The sequence below is a fragment of the Gardnerella nova genome, assembly GCF_049244055.1.
In the GTDB taxonomy this organism is placed as follows: domain Bacteria; phylum Actinomycetota; class Actinomycetes; order Actinomycetales; family Bifidobacteriaceae; genus Bifidobacterium; species Bifidobacterium vaginale_H.
Window position 1 is genome coordinate 343,116 of sequence record NZ_CP058369.1, and the last position, 21,669, is coordinate 364,784.

At 35.0% G+C, this 21,669-nt stretch carries 27 protein-coding genes and 4 pseudogenes; 24 read left to right on the forward strand and 7 right to left on the reverse strand.

Annotated elements, in window-relative coordinates; translation table 11 throughout:
* Nucleotides 1–62 precede the first annotated feature (62 nt).
* The 5 genes and pseudogenes from HXT56_RS01490 to HXT56_RS01510 all read left to right on the forward strand — a co-directional run bounded on the left by HXT56_RS01490 (nucleotide 63) and on the right by HXT56_RS01510 (nucleotide 3,947).
* A complete protein-coding gene (locus tag HXT56_RS01490; protein WP_004574894.1) occupies nucleotides 63–680 on the forward strand; it encodes an SAP domain-containing protein in 618 nt (205 codons plus the stop codon).
* 178 nt (nucleotides 681–858) lie between these two features.
* Nucleotides 859–1,365, forward strand: a pseudogene (locus HXT56_RS01495) (conjugal transfer protein); the annotation flags it as partial.
* A 244-nt stretch (nucleotides 1,366–1,609) separates the two neighbouring features.
* Complete coding sequence (locus HXT56_RS01500) at nucleotides 1,610–1,726, forward strand: tetracycline resistance determinant leader peptide (protein WP_001791010.1); 117 nt, start codon at nucleotides 1,610–1,612, stop codon at nucleotides 1,724–1,726.
* A gap of 15 nt (nucleotides 1,727–1,741) precedes the next feature.
* A complete protein-coding gene (gene tet(M), locus HXT56_RS01505) occupies nucleotides 1,742–3,661 on the forward strand; it encodes a tetracycline resistance ribosomal protection protein Tet(M) (RefSeq protein ID WP_000691736.1) in 1,920 nt (639 codons plus the stop codon).
* A 118-nt stretch (nucleotides 3,662–3,779) separates the two neighbouring features.
* Nucleotides 3,780–3,947 (forward strand): cysteine-rich KTR domain-containing protein, encoded by a 168-nt coding sequence (locus HXT56_RS01510; RefSeq protein WP_000336323.1) that lies wholly within the window; start codon nucleotides 3,780–3,782, stop codon nucleotides 3,945–3,947.
* Nucleotides 3,948–4,006: 59 nt separating this feature from the next.
* Here the strand turns inward: HXT56_RS01510 and HXT56_RS01515 are convergent.
* Nucleotides 4,007–4,117: pseudogene (locus tag HXT56_RS01515) on the reverse strand (XRE family transcriptional regulator); the annotation flags it as partial.
* 59 nt (nucleotides 4,118–4,176) lie between these two features.
* On the opposite strand from HXT56_RS01515, the gene HXT56_RS01520 reads away from it, so the two are divergent.
* The 9 genes from HXT56_RS01520 (at nucleotide 4,177) to HXT56_RS01560 (ending at nucleotide 11,962) form a co-directional block, all read left to right on the forward strand.
* Nucleotides 4,177–5,163, forward strand: a complete 987-nt coding sequence (locus HXT56_RS01520) for a restriction endonuclease subunit S (protein WP_421778259.1) — start codon at nucleotides 4,177–4,179, stop codon at nucleotides 5,161–5,163.
* Nucleotides 5,164–5,662: 499 nt separating this feature from the next.
* Entirely contained in the window at nucleotides 5,663–6,256 is a 594-nt protein-coding gene (locus HXT56_RS01525) for a hypothetical protein (protein ID WP_116712562.1), read from the forward strand.
* Nucleotides 6,257–6,347: 91 nt separating this feature from the next.
* Nucleotides 6,348–6,632, forward strand: a complete 285-nt coding sequence (locus tag HXT56_RS01530) for a hypothetical protein (RefSeq protein ID WP_004114737.1) — start codon at nucleotides 6,348–6,350, stop codon at nucleotides 6,630–6,632.
* Nucleotides 6,633–6,739: 107 nt separating this feature from the next.
* A complete protein-coding gene (locus HXT56_RS01535; protein WP_004113321.1) occupies nucleotides 6,740–8,218 on the forward strand; it encodes an Lsa family ABC-F type ribosomal protection protein in 1,479 nt (492 codons plus the stop codon).
* A 734-nt stretch (nucleotides 8,219–8,952) separates the two neighbouring features.
* Nucleotides 8,953–9,711, forward strand: a complete 759-nt coding sequence (locus HXT56_RS01540; RefSeq protein WP_421778260.1) for an ATP-binding cassette domain-containing protein — start codon at nucleotides 8,953–8,955, stop codon at nucleotides 9,709–9,711.
* Entirely contained in the window at nucleotides 9,708–10,100 is a 393-nt protein-coding gene (locus HXT56_RS01545; RefSeq protein WP_004114689.1) for a hypothetical protein, read from the forward strand. The genes HXT56_RS01540 and HXT56_RS01545 overlap by 4 nt, the downstream gene beginning before the upstream one ends.
* A gap of 4 nt (nucleotides 10,101–10,104) precedes the next feature.
* Nucleotides 10,105–10,977, forward strand: coding sequence for an ABC transporter ATP-binding protein (locus HXT56_RS01550; protein WP_032837326.1), 873 nt, complete (start codon nucleotides 10,105–10,107; stop codon nucleotides 10,975–10,977).
* Nucleotides 10,946–11,596: a hypothetical protein gene (locus HXT56_RS01555; protein ID WP_421778261.1), complete on the forward strand. Its 651-nt coding sequence runs from the start codon at nucleotides 10,946–10,948 to the stop codon at nucleotides 11,594–11,596. Before HXT56_RS01550 ends, HXT56_RS01555 begins: the two co-directional genes overlap by 32 nt.
* A 3-nt stretch (nucleotides 11,597–11,599) precedes the next feature.
* Nucleotides 11,600–11,962, forward strand: a complete 363-nt coding sequence (locus HXT56_RS01560; protein WP_248901207.1) for a thioredoxin — start codon at nucleotides 11,600–11,602, stop codon at nucleotides 11,960–11,962.
* Here the strand turns inward: HXT56_RS01560 and HXT56_RS01565 are convergent.
* Complete coding sequence (locus HXT56_RS01565; protein ID WP_421778262.1) at nucleotides 11,959–12,180, reverse strand: hypothetical protein; 222 nt, start codon at nucleotides 12,178–12,180, stop codon at nucleotides 11,959–11,961. The two genes, HXT56_RS01560 and HXT56_RS01565, sit on opposite strands and share 4 nt — an antisense overlap.
* A gap of 438 nt (nucleotides 12,181–12,618) precedes the next feature.
* On the opposite strand from HXT56_RS01565, the gene HXT56_RS01570 reads away from it, so the two are divergent.
* Nucleotides 12,619–12,780 (forward strand): hypothetical protein, encoded by a 162-nt coding sequence (locus tag HXT56_RS01570; protein ID WP_421778263.1) that lies wholly within the window; start codon nucleotides 12,619–12,621, stop codon nucleotides 12,778–12,780.
* Nucleotides 12,781–13,280: 500 nt separating this feature from the next.
* On the forward strand, nucleotides 13,281–14,681 hold the full coding sequence (locus HXT56_RS01575) for a hypothetical protein (protein WP_421778264.1): 1,401 nt from the start codon (nucleotides 13,281–13,283) through the stop codon (nucleotides 14,679–14,681).
* Nucleotides 14,682–14,811: 130 nt separating this feature from the next.
* Here the strand turns inward: HXT56_RS01575 and HXT56_RS01580 are convergent.
* Nucleotides 14,812–14,985: pseudogene (locus tag HXT56_RS01580) on the reverse strand (IS256 family transposase); the annotation flags it as partial.
* Between the two features lie 359 nt (nucleotides 14,986–15,344).
* Between HXT56_RS01580 and HXT56_RS01585 the strand changes: the two are divergent.
* Together HXT56_RS01585 and HXT56_RS01590 are read left to right on the forward strand one after the other, a co-directional pair.
* Nucleotides 15,345–15,902 (forward strand): hypothetical protein, encoded by a 558-nt coding sequence (locus HXT56_RS01585; protein ID WP_421778265.1) that lies wholly within the window; start codon nucleotides 15,345–15,347, stop codon nucleotides 15,900–15,902.
* Between the two features lies 1 nt (nucleotide 15,903).
* The gene (locus tag HXT56_RS01590; RefSeq protein WP_033888441.1) at nucleotides 15,904–16,182 is read left to right on the forward strand and encodes a hypothetical protein; all 279 of its coding nucleotides are present in this window, start codon (nucleotides 15,904–15,906) and stop codon (nucleotides 16,180–16,182) included.
* Nucleotides 16,183–16,268: 86 nt separating this feature from the next.
* Here the strand turns inward: HXT56_RS01590 and HXT56_RS01595 are convergent, their stop codons facing one another.
* Both HXT56_RS01595 and HXT56_RS01600 read right to left on the reverse strand, forming a co-directional pair.
* Nucleotides 16,269–16,490 carry an IS3 family transposase gene (locus tag HXT56_RS01595; RefSeq protein WP_419471009.1) on the reverse strand — a complete coding sequence of 74 codons (222 nt, stop codon included), beginning with the start codon at nucleotides 16,488–16,490 and terminating at the stop codon, nucleotides 16,269–16,271.
* Between the two features lie 218 nt (nucleotides 16,491–16,708).
* Nucleotides 16,709–16,936, reverse strand: a complete 228-nt coding sequence (locus HXT56_RS01600) for a hypothetical protein (RefSeq protein ID WP_421778521.1) — start codon at nucleotides 16,934–16,936, stop codon at nucleotides 16,709–16,711.
* A gap of 368 nt (nucleotides 16,937–17,304) precedes the next feature.
* Here HXT56_RS01600 and HXT56_RS01605 point away from each other — a divergent pair, with 368 nt between their 5' ends.
* The 3 genes and pseudogenes from HXT56_RS01605 to HXT56_RS01615 all read left to right on the forward strand — a co-directional run.
* Nucleotides 17,305–18,210 (forward strand): exonuclease domain-containing protein, encoded by a 906-nt coding sequence (locus HXT56_RS01605; protein WP_421778266.1) that lies wholly within the window; start codon nucleotides 17,305–17,307, stop codon nucleotides 18,208–18,210.
* A gap of 25 nt (nucleotides 18,211–18,235) precedes the next feature.
* Nucleotides 18,236–19,039, forward strand: a complete 804-nt coding sequence (locus HXT56_RS01610; protein WP_004128523.1) for a KilA-N domain-containing protein — start codon at nucleotides 18,236–18,238, stop codon at nucleotides 19,037–19,039.
* Nucleotides 19,040–19,042: 3 nt separating this feature from the next.
* Nucleotides 19,043–19,357 (forward strand): annotated as a pseudogene (locus HXT56_RS01615) (hypothetical protein); the annotation flags it as partial.
* A 106-nt stretch (nucleotides 19,358–19,463) separates the two neighbouring features.
* On the opposite strand, the gene HXT56_RS01620 reads toward HXT56_RS01615, so the two are convergent.
* Together HXT56_RS01620 and HXT56_RS01625 are read right to left on the reverse strand one after the other, a co-directional pair.
* Nucleotides 19,464–19,781, reverse strand: a complete 318-nt coding sequence (locus HXT56_RS01620; protein WP_250310182.1) for a type II toxin-antitoxin system RelE/ParE family toxin — start codon at nucleotides 19,779–19,781, stop codon at nucleotides 19,464–19,466.
* Entirely contained in the window at nucleotides 19,762–20,034 is a 273-nt protein-coding gene (locus tag HXT56_RS01625; RefSeq protein ID WP_250310181.1) for a type II toxin-antitoxin system Phd/YefM family antitoxin, read from the reverse strand. The genes HXT56_RS01620 and HXT56_RS01625 overlap by 20 nt, the downstream gene beginning before the upstream one ends.
* Nucleotides 20,035–20,417: 383 nt before the next feature.
* Between HXT56_RS01625 and HXT56_RS01630 the strand changes: the two genes are divergently transcribed.
* From HXT56_RS01630 to HXT56_RS01640, 3 genes are all read left to right on the forward strand, one after another.
* Nucleotides 20,418–20,558, forward strand: a complete 141-nt coding sequence (locus HXT56_RS01630) for a hypothetical protein (RefSeq protein WP_165846098.1) — start codon at nucleotides 20,418–20,420, stop codon at nucleotides 20,556–20,558.
* A gap of 238 nt (nucleotides 20,559–20,796) precedes the next feature.
* Nucleotides 20,797–21,231, forward strand: a complete 435-nt coding sequence (locus HXT56_RS01635) for a hypothetical protein (RefSeq protein WP_116712557.1) — start codon at nucleotides 20,797–20,799, stop codon at nucleotides 21,229–21,231.
* Between the two features lie 130 nt (nucleotides 21,232–21,361).
* Nucleotides 21,362–21,658 carry a type II toxin-antitoxin system RelB/DinJ family antitoxin gene (locus HXT56_RS01640; RefSeq protein ID WP_116712556.1) on the forward strand — a complete coding sequence of 99 codons (297 nt, stop codon included), beginning with the start codon at nucleotides 21,362–21,364 and terminating at the stop codon, nucleotides 21,656–21,658.
* The last annotated feature ends 11 nt before the right edge of the window (nucleotides 21,659–21,669 follow it).

Here is a 21,669-nt window from a genome sequence, read left to right on the forward strand (position 1 = left end):
GCGGCGGAGGCTCTAGTATTGATGACAAACGAATAGAAAAAAAGAGAATTGAGGGAAAGTGTATGTTAGAAAGTAGACCTGAATTTAAAGATATAAAATCATTTGAAGAATTCAACAAATATTATTGGTATCGAGAGGAGTTATCAAAAGTTTGTAAGTCTCTTGGATTAGAATATAGAGGAACAAAAAAGGAACTGAATTATATTATAGAAGAATATTTTAAGGGAAATAAAATAAAAAAATCTTCAAGGAATAAAAATAAAAAGATAACTGATAATATAACATTAAATACTCCATTACTAGAATGTGGATTTTCATTCAATCAAAAATTTAGAGACTATTTTTCAGAGCAAACTGGAATTAAGCCATTTAAATTTAATGCGAATATGGCAGAAGCTTGGCGAAAAGTAAAAAGAAAGAACGACAAAAATTTTACAATTAAAAATATGCTTGATGTATATAATGGAGACTCTGATTACGCAAAATATGATAATACTACTAACCAATGGAACCAGTTTGTAAAAGATTTTAACTTAGATGAACGTAGTGATAAATTTTCTAATAAGATGAAAGTTGCTGCAATTCTTTGGAACGAAGTGAGAGAATCTAACCAAAGTAAAGTATATTCAAAAGAGCTTTTAAGCAAATATGCAGATAAAATAAAAGGATATTGTAAATGAGTAAATTCTACATTATATAATGTGCATTATATATCAAAAATATAAAACTAGATATGTTTCCAAATACGTACTAGTATAAAAAACCTATGATATGTTTACCAATACGAGGAAAACATTAAAAAAAGTCAATGATATGTTCGCGAAAACGAAAAAATGAACTTTTTATCCATAGTGTTGACTCCAGGCAACTGGCGACAATGAGTTTAATGTAACCTACAGTGTAGACCAGCTCATTACAGAGGGAGAAAATACAAAGACCGTCCACTCTGCTTATATAGTGAGTGTCTATGTAGATGGTTCTGGAAATATGGTACTGGTTAAGAATCCGACCATTACCAACATACCTAAGAAATCAAGTTATAAACCAAAAGCCATTGAAAGTGAGGGGACGGTTGATTCCATTACAACCAATGAAATCAATGAGTTTTTAACGACGTTCTTCAAGCTCTATCCTACAGCGACAGCCAGTGAACTTTCCTACTATGTGAATGACGGGATATTAAAACCAATCGGAAAAGAGTACATCTTTCAAGAACTGGTAAATCCTATTCACAATCGTAAGGATAATCAAGTCACGGTATCGCTGACAGTGGAGTATATCGACCAGCAGACCAAAGCAACGCAGGTATCTCAATTTGATTTGGTACTTGAAAAGAACGGGAGTAATTGGAAGATTATAGAATAACAAATATTGGTACATTATTACAGCTATTTTGTAATCACGTACTCTCTTTGATAAAAAATTGGAGATTCCTTTACAAATATGCTCTTACGTGCTATTATTTAAGTATCTATTTAAAAGGAGTTAATAAATATGCGGCAAGGTATTCTTAAATAAACTGTCAATTTGATAGTGGGAACAAATAATTGGATGTCCTTTTTTAGGAGGGCTTAGTTTTTTGTGCCCAGTTTAAGAATACCTTTATCATGTGATTCTAAAGTATCCAGAGAATATCTGTATGCTTTGTATACCTATGGTTATGCATAAAAATCCCAGTGATAAAAGTATTTATCACTGGGATTTTTATGCCCTTTTGGGTTTTTGAATGGAGGAAAATCACATGAAAATTATTAATATTGGAGTTTTAGCTCATGTTGATGCAGGAAAAACTACCTTAACAGAAAGCTTATTATATAACAGTGGAGCGATTACAGAATTAGGAAGCGTGGACAAAGGTACAACGAGGACGGATAATACGCTTTTAGAACGTCAGAGAGGAATTACAATTCAGACAGGAATAACCTCTTTTCAGTGGGAAAATACGAAGGTGAACATCATAGACACGCCAGGACATATGGATTTCTTAGCAGAAGTATATCGTTCATTATCAGTTTTAGATGGGGCAATTCTACTGATTTCTGCAAAAGATGGCGTACAAGCACAAACTCGTATATTATTTCATGCACTTAGGAAAATGGGGATTCCCACAATCTTTTTTATCAATAAGATTGACCAAAATGGAATTGATTTATCAACGGTTTATCAGGATATTAAAGAGAAACTTTCTGCCGAAATTGTAATCAAACAGAAGGTAGAACTGTATCCTAATATGTGTGTGACGAACTTTACCGAATCTGAACAATGGGATACGGTAATAGAGGGAAACGATGACCTTTTAGAGAAATATATGTCCGGTAAATCATTAGAAGCATTGGAACTCGAACAAGAGGAAAGCATAAGATTTCAGAATTGTTCTCTGTTCCCTCTTTATCATGGAAGTGCAAAAAGTAATATAGGGATTGATAACCTTATAGAAGTGATTACGAATAAATTTTATTCATCAACACATCGAGGTCCGTCTGAACTTTGCGGAAATGTTTTCAAAATTGAATATACAAAAAAAAGACAACGTCTTGCATATATACGCCTTTATAGTGGAGTACTACATTTACGAGATTCGGTTAGAGTATCAGAAAAAGAAAAAATAAAAGTTACAGAAATGTATACTTCAATAAATGGTGAATTATGTAAGATTGATAGAGCTTATTCTGGAGAAATTGTTATTTTGCAAAATGAGTTTTTGAAGTTAAATAGTGTTCTTGGAGATACAAAACTATTGCCACAGAGAAAAAAGATTGAAAATCCGCACCCTCTACTACAAACAACTGTTGAACCGAGTAAACCTGAACAGAGAGAAATGTTGCTTGATGCCCTTTTGGAAATCTCAGATAGTGATCCGCTTCTACGATATTACGTGGATTCTACGACACATGAAATTATACTTTCTTTCTTAGGGAAAGTACAAATGGAAGTGATTAGTGCACTGTTGCAAGAAAAGTATCATGTGGAGATAGAACTAAAAGAGCCTACAGTCATTTATATGGAGAGACCGTTAAAAAATGCAGAATATACCATTCACATCGAAGTGCCGCCAAATCCTTTCTGGGCTTCCATTGGTTTATCTGTATCACCGCTTCCGTTGGGAAGTGGAATGCAGTATGAGAGCTCGGTTTCTCTTGGATACTTAAATCAATCATTTCAAAATGCAGTTATGGAAGGGATACGCTATGGTTGCGAACAAGGATTATATGGTTGGAATGTGACGGACTGTAAAATCTGTTTTAAGTATGGCTTATACTATAGCCCTGTTAGTACCCCAGCAGATTTTCGGATGCTTGCTCCTATTGTATTGGAACAAGTCTTAAAAAAAGCTGGAACAGAATTGTTAGAGCCATATCTTAGTTTTAAAATTTATGCGCCACAGGAATATCTTTCACGAGCATACAACGATGCTCCTAAATATTGTGCGAACATCGTAGACACTCAATTGAAAAATAATGAGGTCATTCTTAGTGGAGAAATCCCTGCTCGGTGTATTCAAGAATATCGTAGTGATTTAACTTTCTTTACAAATGGACGTAGTGTTTGTTTAACAGAGTTAAAAGGGTACCATGTTACTACCGGTGAACCTGTTTGCCAGCCCCGTCGTCCAAATAGTCGGATAGATAAAGTACGATATATGTTCAATAAAATAACTTAGTGTATTTTATGTTGTTATATAAATATGGTTTCTTGTTAAATAAGATGAAATATTTTTTAATAAAGATTTGAATTAAAGTGTAAAGGAGGAGATAGTTATTATAAACTACAAGTGGATATTGTGTCCTGTATGTGGAAATAAAACACGATTAAAGATAAGGGAAGATACTGAATTAAAAAAATTCCCCCTCTATTGTCCGAAATGCAGACAAGAAAATTTAATTGAAATAAAGCAGTTCAAAGTAACTGTGATTACAGAGCCAGACGCAAAGACGCAGAGCCGATAAAATGAGATTAATACAATCTCATTTTATCGGCTCTTTCCGTTATGTATGGATTCTTTTAATTAGTCTTCGATGTTTCTTGCTTCGTTGATACCGCTGGCTAAAGATTCCATTAAGGATAGTTCTTTGTCTGTAAAGCTATCCATGTATTTCTCTATCTGTAATCGTCGGGGGGTATGTAAAATATTTTGATGATGCTCATCTTATACCTGGAAATTCTCTTGCGGTTGGAATGATTAGTATGCAATTTCATTATATGCAACATGATTTTTACGCAGGTCAATTCACAAAAACTCTTATTCCAAAGTTTAGGGGATTTAATGAAAATCTCGCTATGTATTTTATAGCCATCTTAAATAAACATAGTGAATATTATCAGAGTTATCTCGTTAGACATTTCAAAGAAAAAATAAGCGAAACAGTTGTTGAGCTTCCTGTCATCGAACACTCCGACCTTAACCACGAATATACTGTAGATGACATTGACTGGCAGTATATGGAAGATCGCATCAAGGAGCTGGAGGAAGATCGCATCAAGGAGCTGGATGCTTATCTAAAGGTAACTAACCTTGATGACTATGAGCTGACAGATGAAGATAAGAAAATACTCTCTCTCTCTAGAAAATCCGCATCTAACGAAAACGGCTCTTTGGAAACTGATTGCGAAAATGGGGCACTAAGGTTTAAGAAATTTAAAGTAGTTGACATTTTTGAAGTAAAAAACACGAAATGTTTTATGAAAAATGATTTGATACTTAATAGTGGTAATACACCATATATTACTGCAAGTGATAGAAATAATTCTGTTATGTCATATATTGCATGCAGTGAAGAACAACTTGATAAAGGGCACTGTATCTTTATTGGCGGAAAAACGCTGACATTTAGCTATCAGGATCAAGATTTTGTTTCAAATGATAGCCATAATCTCGTTTTATATCCTAAGTATTTAAAAATATTTTCAAAATATGTTTATATGTATATGATTGATTCTTTGCAAAAATCGTTGAAGTCTAAATATTATTGGGGGGATTCAATATCTAATAGGAAAATTCAAAAAGATACATTTACGCTTCCAGTAACTCCTGATGGTGAACCTGATTTTGACTATATGGAACGCTACATTCGAGCCATTGAAAAGTTAACTATTGCAGACGTTGTGAAGTATAAAGACAAGGTTATTGATACTGCCAAAAAGCTGGTAAATTGCCAATCTTAAACCTTTTAACGATAGCCTTTTCCTATCGTTAAAAAGTGCACCCACTATCCATAGTGTGCACTCAAAAAAGTGTAGCTATACTTGGAGTTCTCTCAATCCACGTTGAGACTGTCGTATTGATGTCAAAGACTGATTAGGTGGGTGCATTTTTGCCCTTATGTAGCAGGGTTTAGCGAGGGCTATCGTTAAAAGGTTTAGCGTGTGGCGGCTTTAAGCTGGGTTCTTGCGATTTTTGAGCGCAGTTTGGCTGTTTGAGTAAACATGTCTACGCTATAGGGTCGAGTGCACAGGATGTTAACGTACTTCGCTTGCGTTGAAAGCACACTGTGCTTTCAACTCTGAGCAAGCTCAGCGAATCGAAGTGCATTCGCGAATTATATTTAATCGCTCATGCAAGTCGATTCGCCACTTTGCACCCAGGCTGTGAAGTGGGAAAATATAGCTCAAAAGGTAAAATGAAACCTGATTATTAGTATGTGCACGAGGAGGTGCTTAAGGAATGGATAATAAGAAGTTTATCGCAGAGACGAAAGATGTTCGTTTAACGGTGAAACGTGCTGATACCTTTGGCGTGAGCTTTGTTAACTGTGAACAAGATATATTGAGGGTTGAGGATGCGCAAAATGTTATAAGGCTTATTCAAACTAAAAAAGTTTCAGCTTCGAATTGGCTGAGGTGGTTTACTCAGGGTATGCCTGAAATTCTTGTGAGTTTGCCACATGATGTGGAAGTTTGTGAGGTTGAATCTGATTCTAATCAAGTGCTCATCACGGATATTGAGATTGGTAAGCTTTATGTAGAAGTGAACAATGGCAAGGTAGAAGTTGTTAATTTGAAAGCGGATGATGTCTTTCTTAAATGTTATAATGGGTTGGCTTCAGCAACAAACGTAGAAGTAACTCATGTTTGTACGCTTGATACGTTAAATGGCATGAGTATTTTAGAAGGAACAATCACCAAGGATGCAAGCCTTGAAGTAGATTGTGAGAATGGTGTCACCGAGGTTTCAGATAAGAAGAAGGTAAATTGTAAAAACGATGGATTTGCGCATTACATGGTGCACTGTCTTAATGGGAAAGCTATTGCGAAGTAGCAGACATATAGATCAAAAAAGAAGCAATAAAACTTGATATAAGTTGGAATTAGAGCGTATATAGACATACCGATAAAGGAGGAAGCCGTATATGCTCTATGTAAAATTTGATGATTTCGAAGATGTTAGCGTCATGGGAAATGAGAAAGATCATGGAATGTTTATTCCGATTAAGGATGGGAATGTGTATGCTGAGTGCGAACGGTGCGGTGTAGTTGAAAGGATCACCTCACCATGCGAATTCATTGCTAGCACATTTAGGTCAAGAGTGAACTTCAATGAAGGTTATGAACTTTGCGAGAAGTGCTTGCAAGAGGTTGAGTTTGTTACTGTCGCTTTGAGAACTGGAAAATTACCTAATCGAGAATTGAAATGACTGAAAAGCAAAGCAGTGATAACCGTAGTAATACATGAAAAACTAAACGTTAAAAGGTGCACACACTTTGCACCCGGGCGGTAAATGATAATTTAGGGAGGCGTTTTATGTCAGTAATTAAAATTGAAAACCTCACTTTCTCATATTATGGATATGTAAAACCCATATTTAAAAATGTATCGTTTTCCTTTGATACAAACTGGAAAACGGGATTGATAGGAAGAAATGGAATCGGTAAATCAACTCTATTTAAGTTACTTTTAAATCAAGAAACTTATCAAGGTAAAATAAGCAAGGATGTTGAATTTATTAAATTTCCACCAAATATAAGCGATACTTCAAAATTAGGAATTGAGTTATATAAAGAACTAATATCAGATGATGAAGAATGGAAGTTATTTAGAGAACTCAGTTTGCTAAATGTAGATGAGAACCTTGTTTACAGAGAGTTTGAAACGCTTTCTAAAGGGGAACAAACAAAAATCCTTTTAGCTATTTTGTTTACAAGAGAAGATGGCTTTTTACTTATTGATGAACCAACAAACCATTTAGATATGGACGGAAGAAAAATTGTAAGTGAATATCTGAAAAGTAAAAAAGGATTTTTGCTTATATCTCATGATAGAGATTTTTTAGATGGTTGTATCAATCATGTTATTTCTATTAACAGGAATTCTATTGATGTCCAATCGGGAAATTTTACATCATGGTATGAAAACAAAGTGATGAAAGACCAATTTGAAATTAGTCAAAATGAGAGATTAAGAAAAGATATTAAACGATTAAAAGAGTCTGCAAGACAAAGTCAAATTTGGTCTGATAAAATTGAAAATACTAAAAATGGTGTAAAAGTATCAGGTGTAAAACCAGACAAAGGACATATAGGTCATCAATCAGCCAAGATGATGAAAAAATCTAAGAATTTGGAGAATAGACAAAACAAGGCAATAGAAGAAAAACAGAGTTTACTAAAAGATATCGAAACAAAGGAAAGTCTATTATTGCATCCATTACATCATCATAAAAATCCTCTAATATCGGTTAGCAATTTATCATCATGCTATGGAGAGAGACAGATCCTAAATAATGTAAGTTTCGAGATAAAGCAAGGCGACATAGTGGCTATATATGGGGGTAATGGTAGCGGAAAATCAACCTTGATTAAAATTTTATTAGGTATAAATCACGAGTATACAGGTGAGATAAAATTAGCAGGTAATTTAAAAATCTCGTATATTCCTCAAGACACATCTAATTTAACAGGTAGCCTAAATGAATATATTCACAAGCAAGATGTTGATGAAACATTGTGTAAAACAATTCTAAGAAAATTAGATTTTTCAAGAGAATTATTTGAAATGGATATGAAGAATTATAGTGATGGACAAAAAAAGAAAGTTTTAATTGCTGTAAGTTTCTCAAAGCCAGCTCATATATTTGTTTGGGACGAACCACTGAATTATATAGATGTAATATCAAGAATACAGATTGAGGAAATTATAAAAGAAGCAAAGCCTACACTCATATTTGTGGAACACGATAAGCGATTTGTAGAAGATATCGCTAATAAAATAATACAATTTTAAGTAAAATCCAAATCCCAGTTTGTAGTGCCTTAGACTTTTATCATCATACGACATTCCCCTTGCCAGTTTCTCTCCTGCAATGAACGTTAAGGCTCTTTTATTGATGCATGGTTATCATAAGGGTAGTCTTGATACACGTGAGACTGTCGTATTGATGTCAAGGGCTTAATAGGTGGGTGCATTTTTGCCCTTGTGCAGCAAGGCTTAGTGAGGGCTATTGTTAAAAGGTTTAGCGTGTGGCTGCTTTAGGCTGGCTTGGCGTGATTTTTGAGTGCTATTTTTCTGTATGAGGTAAGATATCGACGCTCTGGGGTCGAGTGCACAGGATGTTAACGTTAAAAAGTGCACACACTTTGCACCCACCCTGTGAAGTGGGAAATTGAAGTCATAAAACAAAAATAAGGTAAGATTTCACATATAAGGTGTGGTCGTACCTTATTTTTTGGTCTATAACCCGATAATTGAGAAAAATGAGCAATCGTAATAGAGGATAGTCTGCATATTTTCATGTGAATTTTATTTTCAAAATCATACATAATTCGCGATAATTACATTAATGCCAGGATGAAAGTTGGTGGAAATATCTGGTATATATGTGTTATAACATTTTCGTTACAGTGTATTGACAAGACATCATAAATGATTTATAACTATGGCGAGAGTTGAGAATGCAACATTCGTCTATGATGTTGCGGATTTAGCTCTATAGGAGGTTTTTACTTGAAAGAGAGGAGATGATTATTACGGTTTATAGTCTTGGCAAGCCTGCTATACAAAAATTTTTAGATTTGGAGAGATATTCTTCGCTTGATTCCCATTATCGTAAACCACCTGCTATTGATAGAAACAATGCAGCAGATTTTACTATTACTGGAATATCTTTAGAAAATGTTTCAGTTTCGTACAGTCAAGACACTTCAGTCTCAGTCCTTTCTGGAATATCAAAGCAATTTCGTAGTCATAGCTTGATTTTGGTTAAAGGGAAGAATGGAATAGGCAAATCGACTTTAATGTATGTTATTATGGGCGTAGTACCAGTGTCGGGTGGAAGTGTGCATTATTATGACTCTGATAGGGATTTGTATGGTTATACAATAGAAATGATTCAGAGTAGAATAAGTTGTTATCAGCAAAATCAATTTTTAAACTATGCTTCTATTGGTAAGAATGTTGCATATGATATTTATAAGAATGCAAGACAGCCAGTAGATAATATTTTTAAACTTGATTTAGATAAGATAATTTTTTATAACGGTGTGAATTTATCGCAAGGGGAACGACAGAAGGTTTTATTGTCTAGAAGTTTGAATAAAGAAGCAGATGTGTATATTTTTGATGAGCCTACTTCAAACTTGGATGATTCTTCTAAGAAGATTTTTATAGACAAAGTCTTGGAGTTAAAAAAGACTGCGATGATTTTTATTGTTACTCATGATGCAATGTTCGATAAAATTGCTGATGAAATAATAGATTTGGATGTGATTAAGAAATGAAAAGCAAAAAATGGATATTTGCAGCTACCATAGTAATCCTCGGTCTTATCAGTCTGCTGTATGTAGGGTATAAGACAAATAATGTTCGTTTTGGTATAATTCGTGATGATTTGCCAACACTAGTTTCAGGAGATTATAAAAATAACGATAACTTATCGTTAAAGCCAGGAGTGTATGCTATTTATGCAAAGAGAGGCAAAGGAGAGATACGCTTTGCTGGAAAGCTGTACAAGCTTGATGATGCTCTTTTTGTGCGTGCTCAGAAACAGCCAGGAAATGTTAAAAATGCTGTTATCTACGAAGAGAGTCCTAAAATTTTTATTGGTGAAGATAGTAAGATTTCTGTAAAAGGAGATCGGAAATTTTTAGTTTCATTTGTTAAGAGGTAATCTTATGAAGATATCTCATTTGAAAAAATCATATGGGGGAAAAGTCGTTTTAGATGACATTTCTTTGGAAAGCAGTGCTGGGCAAATTATTGCGTTAGTAGGCAATAATGGTTCAGGAAAAACCACGTTAATGAAGTGCATTGCAAATTTGATAGTTGATTATCAAGGCAATATTGAATTGGACGGTTCACTTTCATTTGCTATTGAGAATCCATCTTTTTATGACGAATTTTCTGTACAGGATAATCTTAGAGTGTTTGCTGCTTTGATGGGGAGAAAAGACTTTAATTGTGATAAATTATTGCATCAGGTGAGTCTCGACGAAGCAAAAAATAAAAAGTTTAAACAATTGTCGCTAGGTATGAAGCAAAAATTAAATATTGCTAGAATATTGCTCTCAAATAGTGAAATCATTCTTCTTGATGAACCTTTCAATGGATTAGATGTTCTTACTATAAAGCAGTTAAAAGACACTATCTTGTCATTGCGCTCACAAGGTAAAAGCCTTGTAATTTCAAGTCATATATTAGATGAGTTAGGTGAAATTGCTGATATTGTATGGTATTTAAAAAAAGGGAAAATTCAAAAAATTGTTAATTTTAACGATAATCTAAGAATTTATAATGTGATTGTTGTAAATGATGTGGATATTAGTAAATTGCTTTCTAACAGATATGAGGTTTTTTGTCGTAGCAAAGATAACAAAGAATCAACTTTTAGAATTAAATTGCCTAGAGAGGATATTGCCAAGGTTCTTAAATTGCTGATTGAGCATGGGGCACAAATCGTGGAATACAGTGATATTACACATGATATTAAAGATTTTATGTTGGAGGAAGATGATAATGAAGCACTATATAAAATCAGAAATTATTAAGTTTAGTCATCAGAAGCTTTTCTTATTGTCTTTTGTTTTGTATTTGGCATGTTGCGTGTTTATAGTATTTCAAGCTAAAAGAGGTGCATTTTTATCACAATATAAATTCTTTTCAACGATAACTATACTATTTTTAAGCCTATATCAGATATTATCAATTGGTGAATGGCAAGAGAAGAAAATTATTCATCATTATCTAGAGTATATTCCTAATAGGATTAAATTATTGTGTTTTATATATGGTGAATACGTAAGCATTTATCTAGTCGTAAATTTGGTATTTTTGTCACTAAAATACTCGTCTCTAGGGATAGTTATGCATCAACTGCTCGTATATCCGATAATTTTCCTTTTGTATATTGCTATAAATATGAATCTGTTGATATATTTTGAAAAAGTTGGTGTTACAATGATTCTTTCCTTTATATTATTATGGATATTGCCGAATTTAATAAACATAATATTGTCTCAAACATCCGTGTATTCTTTTCAGATATTTTATTATTTATCACCAGACTCGTTCACCGCTCTTACGTCTGCAACTTGTATTATTGCTCTAATGTATATTGTTATGTTTTTCCTATTGTCGTTATTCCAATTTATGAAAAAAGAGTACTGAGTTATGAAAAGTGTAGTATCTCGTATACTTCCAGCTATTGTCATAATGTTATTCGTTGGTTTTATTGCATATATTCATTTGAGTGGCTTAAGACCCTCATTTTCAGTATTACAGGAGAATAATATCTCAAATCTTAAAACTGGAGAAGTGCTCTATTTTGGTAGTTCAGGCTGTGGAGCATGTCAGGAATTCAATAAAGTTCTAAAAGAATATCAAGATGAAACGCATACTAAAATTTATTATTGGGATGCCACAGACACGAAAATTGTGAGAAAGGCAGCTGAAATAAAGATTTACAAAGCAAATTGGCGCATTTGGTTTATTAATCATCTATCCCAGCCCCATATAAAAGTAACTCTCATTTAAATCTCATCATATTTCTTTTTTAATTTATCCATATTATCAAGGTCAATCCACTCCTCGCTAAAACCACAGGCAGTGCAAATATACCTATCAACAGGTACTGCCGACATAATTGTATGGCCAGTCATAATATTATTTCCAGTCCCATAAGCCCCAGCAGATCCAGGCACAGATATAATTTCACTTCCCCCACACTTTGGGCATTTTTTCGTATTTTTCATAAATCCTCCTTATCAATCTAGTAATGTTCTTTTTATTGTTTTGAAAAATTGCATAAAAATAGGAAGGAACACATACCTATCCATCAGGTATATATTTCTACCAATTAAAAAATTCTACGTGAAAAGAGACAGAACTACACTGTCTGTCAAGGATTTTGTCAGTTTTTTCATGGCTTGCCAACCTTTTATGCTAACTTTTCTTGAGTTAATTATACAAGAAAAAATCTATATTGACTTGCCTTTATATATTGTATATCCGTGGGTTTAACAATCTAACTTCTTACTTATTGAATGCGATGTTAGTATAAAAAGGATTGCATATCAGTTTTTCTGTCTCAACAAATTCGTACGTACTCTGATTCTATTAAATACGTACTCTGATTCTATTAAAATAGCTTCATAATTTGTACGCACTTTTAATGAGGGGAGTGTTTAGTTATGGGATATTCAGTTACACAACGCATTAAAAGCATTAAACAACCTTATGGTGGATATTTGCCACGAAAAGATTTTGTTGAAGAATCGTTAGGCGAAGAAATAGAAGACTTATACGATAAAGAAAACATTCACCCAGATCGAAGCGTTGATTCAATACATTGACTTGCAGATGGCAGATTCGATGATCTCCTGGCACATGGATGGCGATGGCACGTATACGCTCCATTCGCGCGATGAGGAAGGTCGTCCGCTGGTCGACAGTCAGGAATATTTGATCCGCGCTCATCGACGCCATCCGCGCCGTGCATAAATAAAACAGTATTTTAAGGGTAGTTAAAACGTAGAATCGGCGATATTATTTATTGTTTAGAGATATCGCCGATTTTATGCAAATATCGTTGCTGATAGAACGGTGTTTAGGTAAATTATTGGCGTTTCGTTTGTTGATAAATAAGTCGTGATCAACGATTTATTTTGTATTTCCTGTATGCAATATTTTGTCAGTGTTATTAACTTTCATTTCGGATTTCCTATCGTTTATGTTAGAATAATTTACTATTTGTATTGAATGTTTTACGTTTATGAGGGAAAGAGTATTGCATATTTTTTCATAGAAGCGTACCATAAGGGAAAGGTGTTTTACTATTGTAAAGATGCATAGTATGCCTTCCTATGAAGAAAGAGATATTTTGAAAAATATAATAAGCACAACTGGGAATAAAACTCATAGAGTAGTAGTCTGGATTTTCGGGGTTATAGGTATAATTGCTGTAATTGCAGCCGTTACTATAGGTGTCTTTCATTGGGTTTTATCGACAGAATATACAGTATCTGCTCATTCGGAGAAATTTGAAAATCTTCGGTTGCAGCATGCGGTTGTTGCAATCCCGCTGCATAACCCTCAGACATCTCTTATTCCCAATGGCAACGCATTTATGTCAATTGTTTATGAAGATGGCAGTTTTAAGCTGCATAAGGTGAGCAATATAGAAGGCCAAACGCCAATTTGGAATACTGAGGCGCTTCACTATACAGATTCCCGTGATAGTTATTTCATACCAGTGAACGCTGGAAAACCTACGGTAAACTCTATAGAAAAGGTGCAACGTCAGAATTTTGCATTTTCTCTTGCTAATGGCGGTTTTGTTGATCTGTATGACGAAAGCATGATGAAGCATAGAGGTAAAACAACATATAAGATTCTTTCTACGACTTCTAAAGGTGAGAGTAAGCAGCAAACAATACAATTTTCAGAGAGTCTATTTATTAAAACTTGTTCTACCTGTGGCAATCAAGCGTATGCAATTGCTCAAACAGACAAGCATGAAGTTGTATTGTATCGCATGGTCAATGAAGCAAATGTTGGCCTAAATGAGGTATCGCGGCACCATGAAAAAGACATGGTGGGTGAGCAATTATATCAAGGAGAAAATGAATCTACAGGAGTAATTGATGCTGCTTATAGCCCACGATGCAACAATGGTGTGATTACTTTCTTATATTCGTATGGTCCATCGTCTGCTCGCACAAAGGATATGGCAGTAGAACACAGCGATTCTGCTGATGATGTTAAAGCTATTCAGGAACATTTTCTTGTGCGATGGGATGTGAAAACTGGTAAAATAACAACAATTCCATTGAAGAACAGCAAAGGTCAAGTGTTGTATGGTCCGACCACAGTCTCTTATGAGATTGCTGGCTACATAAACGCACAGGCATACGATGAAAAGCTTCTTCATATTGTTGATACCGAGAATGGACGAGTGTTTACTCTTGATACGCAAACAGGTGTTCTTCGCCGATTGTTAGATAAAACTACGCGTCAAGAGTCGTCAGCGGGCGTCAACTATCGTTTGCTGGTAGGAAACCATGAAATAGTTCGTATGCCATCGATTATCGATACCTCTGATTTGAAAGATTTTGTTATCGAACGATTTGATAGGAAGACTGGAAAATTATTGAAAAAAATAAAAGTTAATAAAGATTTTCTCTATTTGACAGCTCAGAAAAATACGAATTTATATCCGGGAATTCCAGCTGTGAATCCAAAATGGTTGCAATGATCGGCAATTGACGTATTGGGCTTGATGCTTGTGAATGATTTTGCAGTGTCAAGCCCGATTTATTCTGTCGTGCGTGTAGGGGGAAACTAAGGGTAAGCGGCAAAAAGTGTGTCTATTGGTCGGCGTGTCTTTAACACATTGTCCCTTTTCTGATTGAAATATCTGGATGATAGTCAGCTTTACATAAGTTAAACCCAGTGTCTAAATGAGCTGGTCCGATTGGATTATCATCAATAATAATTTTTTTATTTTTTGGTTTAAAACATTCAGCAGTTATAAATTGTTTAGGATCTGAAGGATTTTCAACAATTCATAACTCCTGAATACTTCAAATCAGTAACAAAGAAAATTATTGATGACCAGCAATCAATTGGGTCTTCGGGTTTCGATACAAGCTTTGACTTATTATGTAGGGCAGATTACTACTCAGATATATCAATTAGAAAAGGAACACTACACTAACGACGCACCTGAATAAACACGTTTACAGACACACTTTTGCCGCTTACCTGATTATTACGGCGTTTCTATCAATCAAGTATTTATACTATTGACTTGTGAGCATAACAACGTGAGTCACTCACCACATGTTTGGCCAACATGCTGTTTACTGGAATACGCTTACTCACTAATTGATAAGGCCAATATTAGAGAGATCATCTTGTGATAAAGAAAGTTAGTTCATTGTTAATAGCTGCAGCATTATTACTTGGAAGTATGGTGTTTGCAACTCCATCTTTTGCAGTTCAATCAACACCACGATATGGGAATTTTAAGTCTGAAATGAGAGGATTGCGTTCTCCAGATGGTCGACGTTCAATTGTTCCAGTATCTGGACAAGGATTGAATGTGCATACGCTAGCTGGTGATACTATCGTAGTAAAGAATAATATAGCTACTTGGAGAGATGCAACAAATCATACTATAGCAACTATCAATTTAACAGTTCATGACGGGCAGCATGTTGATTTTGGTTATAGCAAAGTTCTTCATAGGATTGCTCCTACTGTTTCCTTAGAGACAGCTTTAGAACGTGGTGGAAAGAAACATCATTGTATTCCTAAATGGATTGGTGTGGGATGGAATGTTTTATGGGATGCAACAGTTTGTACTCCATTATCACTTGGTATTTCTGGATTGGCGTCACCAATTGCTGGTGTTTCGGCTGATATAGCTTGTAGCGCTGCAGGTGGCACTTTGACAGCAGCATTGGGGTGTTAATATGGATGATGCAACTATTTCGAAGAAGCATGCCACAACAGGGCATCGGTCATGGCTTGCTTCGTTTGCTACCATTTGGCTGACGAGTGTTGTTTTCTCGTGCATCAATCATTTACCTTGGTATGCCAATGCTATTTCAGGGGTAATCTTGCTGATCGCAGCGTTTGTATGCCATGCATTGTTGCAGCATCACCATGTGAAGCCTATGGATTACGTGGTGTTTGCTGCTGCCGTGGCAGTTATACTCGTAGTGGTACTCGTATTGGCGTATATCGTCTAAATTAGGGTAAGCGGCAAAAAGTGTGCTAAAAAACCGAGTTTTCGTTGAAATACCAAGGAAAACTCGCTGTTATTAAGCTGAAAAGCTTAACATTTAGTATTACTTGACATTGAAAACAAAAGGGGCTTAGGACAATTTTTAGACATTTTGTGCAACCATAGCACGATGTTCCATAATTGTCTTTTAAGCCCCATTTTAATTCTGTGATTGTTGTAAAAATCAATATAAGTATGAATAGCTTGACGTAATTCTTCTGTGCTATCCCAGCTACTGCGACTTAGATAACAAATTGCGAAAAAGTTATGCATTGAGAACGTTATTTGCAATTTTTATATTGCGAGCATGCTGTTAGCGATTAAGTCCTCACTTTGGTGTAAATTCATTTCCTTCCCTTTATCTGCTATTTTTATGTTCAAACTCAAACGAGAAAAATAAGTGGTGCTTCCCACTGTCACGGCGCTTGATTGTGCTATCTGATGCAGGAGGCTGATTAGGTGGGTGCATTTTTGCCTTTGTGTAGCAGGGTTTAGCGAGGGCTATCGTTAAAAGGTTTAATGCGAAGTGGCTTTAAGCTGTGTTCTCGTGATTTTTGAGTGCGATTTTTCTGTATGAGGGAAGATATCAACGCTCTGGGGTTGAGTGCACAGGATGTTAACGTACTTCGCTTGCGTTGAAAGCACACTGTGCTTTCAACTTTGAGCAAGCTCAGCGAATCGAAGTGCATTTTCGTGCTACGCTTTAAGCGAAAAGGCAGGTCGTCATGCACGGCTATTAGTAGCCGTTCGGCTGATTTGGCATGTAAAGTCCACTGGACTTTACATTTGAGCCAAATCACGCTTTGAAGGAGCTTGAAATGCGCTATGCAATTTCAAGCTCTGTCAAAGCGCCCATGCAAGTCGATTCGCCACTTTGCACCCAGATGTTTGTGTCGTGTTTGCTTGTAGTGTGTTAGCGATTTATTGGTATATGGTTGTTTGAATATTTTTTGAAAAATTGTAGTTTTAAGTGATTTGGGAATATCGATAATATTGTTTTAAGAAAAATTGTTATATGAGTTGCTAGTGTAAAGTTCTTCTTTATAATTGGATTATAATAATCGTTTTTGGGGGTTGGGGGTATTTTATGTATAGCGTGAATACTAACTATACTAGGCAGATTATTGATGATTATTGTGTGTTAGATACTGAGACGACAGGCTTATCTGCTTATTATGATGAGATTATTGAGATTGGTATCTTAAAAGTTAGAAATAATGAGATAGTAGACCGTTATGATCAGCTGATTAAACCGAGTGTAGAAGTAGATGGTTTTATTACAGCATTAACAGGAATAACTAATGAAATGCTGGAAGGCATGCCATCTATTGCTGATGTGAAAACGTCTGTGCTTTCATTTATTGGTGAGGATATTATTCTTGGGCATAATACTTCTTTTGATATGCGCTTTTTGAATGAAGGCTTTAAGGAACAACTGACTAACCGGTATATGGATACGATGCAATTTGCAAGAAAACTGTATCCTGAGCTGAAACATCACAGACTCTCCGATTTAACTGACTACTTAGGATTACACAATAATGAACACCGTGCTTTATCAGACTGCACATCAACGAAAGAATTATATGATGCTGTTAAATCACGCATGGTGGAGAAGAATCTAGTCATTGAAGACTTATGGCCTGCCAGTGGAAGTCACAGTGGTAAAGGGATAGATATCAAAGCAATTAAGCCTGATGAAGTGGTTGTTGATAAAGATGGGTTTTTCTATAATCGGCACGTGGTTTTCACCGGTAAGCTTGAGAAAATGCTTCGCAAAGATGCTCAGCAGATTGTAGTGAATCTCGGCGGTGTTTTAGATAATAGTGTGACTAAGCAGACGAACTATCTGATACTTGGTGACAATGATTACAATGCAATTCTTAAAGGTGATAAGTCATCAAAGCATAAGAAAGCAGAAAAGCTCAAGCTTGAGGGGCAAGATATAGAAATTATTGATGAGCGTACTTTCTATGATTTGCTAAATGTGTGAAATTGGATGATTGAGAGGTGATTACGTGTCTAAAATAAATGTTGAAGGTTCAGAAATTAGCATTATTGCCATTGACAATAGAGATTATATTTCTTTAACGGATATGGTTAGAAATATTGATAACGGTTCTGCTTTGATTGAAAAGTGGCTTAGGAATAAGAATACGATAGAGTTTTTAGGTATTTGGGAAGAAATGTATAACACGAATTTTAATTCCACCGAATTCGAGGGAATTAAAAATGAAGCAGGACTTAACCGTTTTATATTATCTGTTAAGCAATGGGTGGAGAAAACCAATTCTATCGGTATCGTTGCTAGAGCGGGAAGATATGGTGGAACTTATGCTCATAAAGATATAGCGTTTGAGTTTGCTTCTTGGGTATCGCCATACTTTAAATTATATTTAATCAAAGAATTTGAACGTCTAAAGGAAGAAGAACAGAAGAAGTTAGGATGGGATATTAAAAGAAATTTGGCAAAAATAAATTATAGAATTCACACAAATGCCATTAAGAACAAACTTGTACCAGATAAACTTTCAAAAGAAAAAATCAATTTTATTTATGCAAATGAAGCGGATATTCTTAACGTTTCTTTATTTGGAATAACAGCTAAAGAGTGGCGTGATGAAAATCCGGATTTAAAAGGCAATATTAGAGATTATGCAGATATATCTCAGCTTGTTTGCCTTTCTAATCTTGAGAATCTTAATGCTGTATTTATAAATGAAGGTATGAGTCAATCTGAAAGATTGGAGAAATTAAATGCAATAGCTATTGAACAAATGAGGATACTATCTGAAAGTGAATCAATTAAAAAATTGCAATAAGCTGCGTCGTATCATTGGGAAACGGTAGCGGTGTCTCAAGAAGAGTTTCATATGCCAGAAAACTATATGAATAAGGATGAGTTGTATCTATTTGTGTCACGAGATATTCTTGATTCTCATTATGATTTGTCTAAAGTCACTCTCGGAGATAAGCCAATCAAATTAGTTGACTCATCGTTCAATTTACCTGGTCCAGGACTTAAAGCTTTATTTTTAGTTGGAAAATTTGATTTAAAAGATAAGTCAAGTTCTGATGTTCTTAAAGTACCAGGGATTAATAAAACAGGTAATGTTGCTGTAGGTTATAAGAAGAAATAGTAGTATTTTGCACTCAAGAATCAAGCTATTAAGCCAATCTTAAACCTTTTAACGATAGCTTTTTTAATAATCGTTAACATAAAATAATGATAGTTATTAGGAATAGTTATTCCAGTAGTGCGTCAATATTTCGTTTTGAATATAGAAGTCTGCGCACTTCCATAGTGTCGCCCAAGACAACGTAAAAAACAGAAAAGTTGCGTACGCTAATCCTGTAGTAGGGGTGTTCTCGTGTTGTTGATGATTGGTAAGGAGCAAATAAGAGGGGCGATTCAAGTCGTTTATCGATTGCTGATTCTATATCGTCAACAAGTCTGTGAGCAGCTTTTGGATTTTGCAGTGTATTGGTTATATAGTCAACTGTTTCTAATAAATCTTCTTTGAATAGTGGGAGAAAGGTTAATTTATACGTGTTCTTGCTCATTAATCCTTCTCCTTACGCTATCAAAGACGTCAGCTTTAGAAAGACGCGTAGAAGTGTTTGCGGCAAAAGTATCTGCTTCGTCGAGTTTTCTTTCGGTGTCGTCAGTGAGAGTGGAGTATTGTTTGATGCTCATGAGAACCATAGTCCCATAACCATTTTTTGTAAGGAATACTGGTGTATTTGAATTTATAACTGTTTCTTCTACTTCTGGGAATTTATTTCTTAAATCGGAAACTGGGCGAATATTAATCATTTTATTAACCTCCTTTTATCAAAAAAGTATCATAATCTTATCAAGATTACAATTATATCAGTGGCTTGGCACTCAAAAAAGTGTAAATATACTACCCGTTCACTCAATCCATACAGAATCAGTGGCGCTCCTTTACAAATCGCACTGAATCAAGATATCGTTTTGATGATACCTATTTGCGTACAGTCTAGTTGCTGCGTTTTAGGCTTTGTGTAGCAAAGCTTAGCGAGGGCTATCGTTAAAAGGTTTAATGCGAAGCGGCTTTAAGCTGGGTTCTTGTGGTTTTTGAGCGTGATCTTGCTGTCGAGTAGTTGTGCGATTTAGTTGCTTATGTTTTGGGGAACAAATCGGTGGAATAATCGTAAAAAAGTTCCCTACATTATTTGATTTCTCACTGTAAAGGCTTGTTGGTTATTCCAGAAAATAAGGTTCCTGAGTTTAAGAAGTTGCTTGTTGAGTATTATGAGGGTGAAGATTTGCAGGTGATTGCTTCGTTTATGAGGGAATATTGTTGGAGGCGTTAAACGCGCGTGATTATGTTGGTTCTTCTGTTTCTTCGAATTTTGCTGTTTATGAAAGAGTATAGTTTGCTAGTAAATGAAGAAATTAGTGTCGATAGTCTAGACAAATTAATAAAAAAATAGGATATTTATTAAGATTATTAAAGTAATCAGAGCGAATGGTAGATTTTGTTTACTTAATAGTCTGTTTTATAATCATTTGATACAGAGTCGTGTTAACGAAAAGGAGGCTAGTGGTGTTATGAGGAGTAAAACTATTTTTTGTAAAAACATTTTTCAAAGTTGTCTTGTTATGCTTCTGCTGCTAGGTTCTCTCTTTTCTCTTTCTGCATGTGCTGATGATGAGGAGAAGGCGGAGCTTGCGTCGTATCATTGGGAAACGGTAGAGGTATCTCAGAAAGAATATCGCCTACCAGACGATTACATGAATAAAGGTGAATTGTATCTCTTTGTGTCACGAGATATTCTTGATTCTCATTATGATTTGTCTAAAGTCACTCTTGGAGATAAGCCCATCAAATTAGTTGACTCACAGTTTAATTTGCCTAGTTCAGGGCTTAAAGCTTTATTTTTAGTTGGTAAATTTGATTTAAAAGACAAGCCAAGCTCTAATGTTCTTAAAGTACCAGGACTTAATAAAACAGGTAATGTTGCTGTAGGGTATAAGAAGAAATAGTGGTATTTTGCACTAAATTATTAGTGAGAATGTTGAAAGCGTATATATCAGTCGAGACATCCTATTCATGTAAATTGTATTGCAATATGCGATACAGTATTTTACGATGTGTGCATGGAGATTGGTTGATATGGCAGTTACTAAAACAGCGAATGTTAATGTGAGAATACAAGAAAATATTAAGCAGCAGGCGGAGCAGATTCTGGAAACTATTGGAATTACTAGGGCTACTGCTATTGACATGTTTTATCGTCAAATCATTCTTAATAACGGTATTCCGTTTTCGCTTACTATTCCAAAGTCGCTTCCAGCACAAGATGATATGGATGAGAAAACGTTTAACGCGTTGATGGATAAAGGCTATGATCAGGCGGTTCAAGGTGATAGTTATCCGATAGATGATGTTTTTGAAGAGCTTGAACGATGATAGGAACAGAA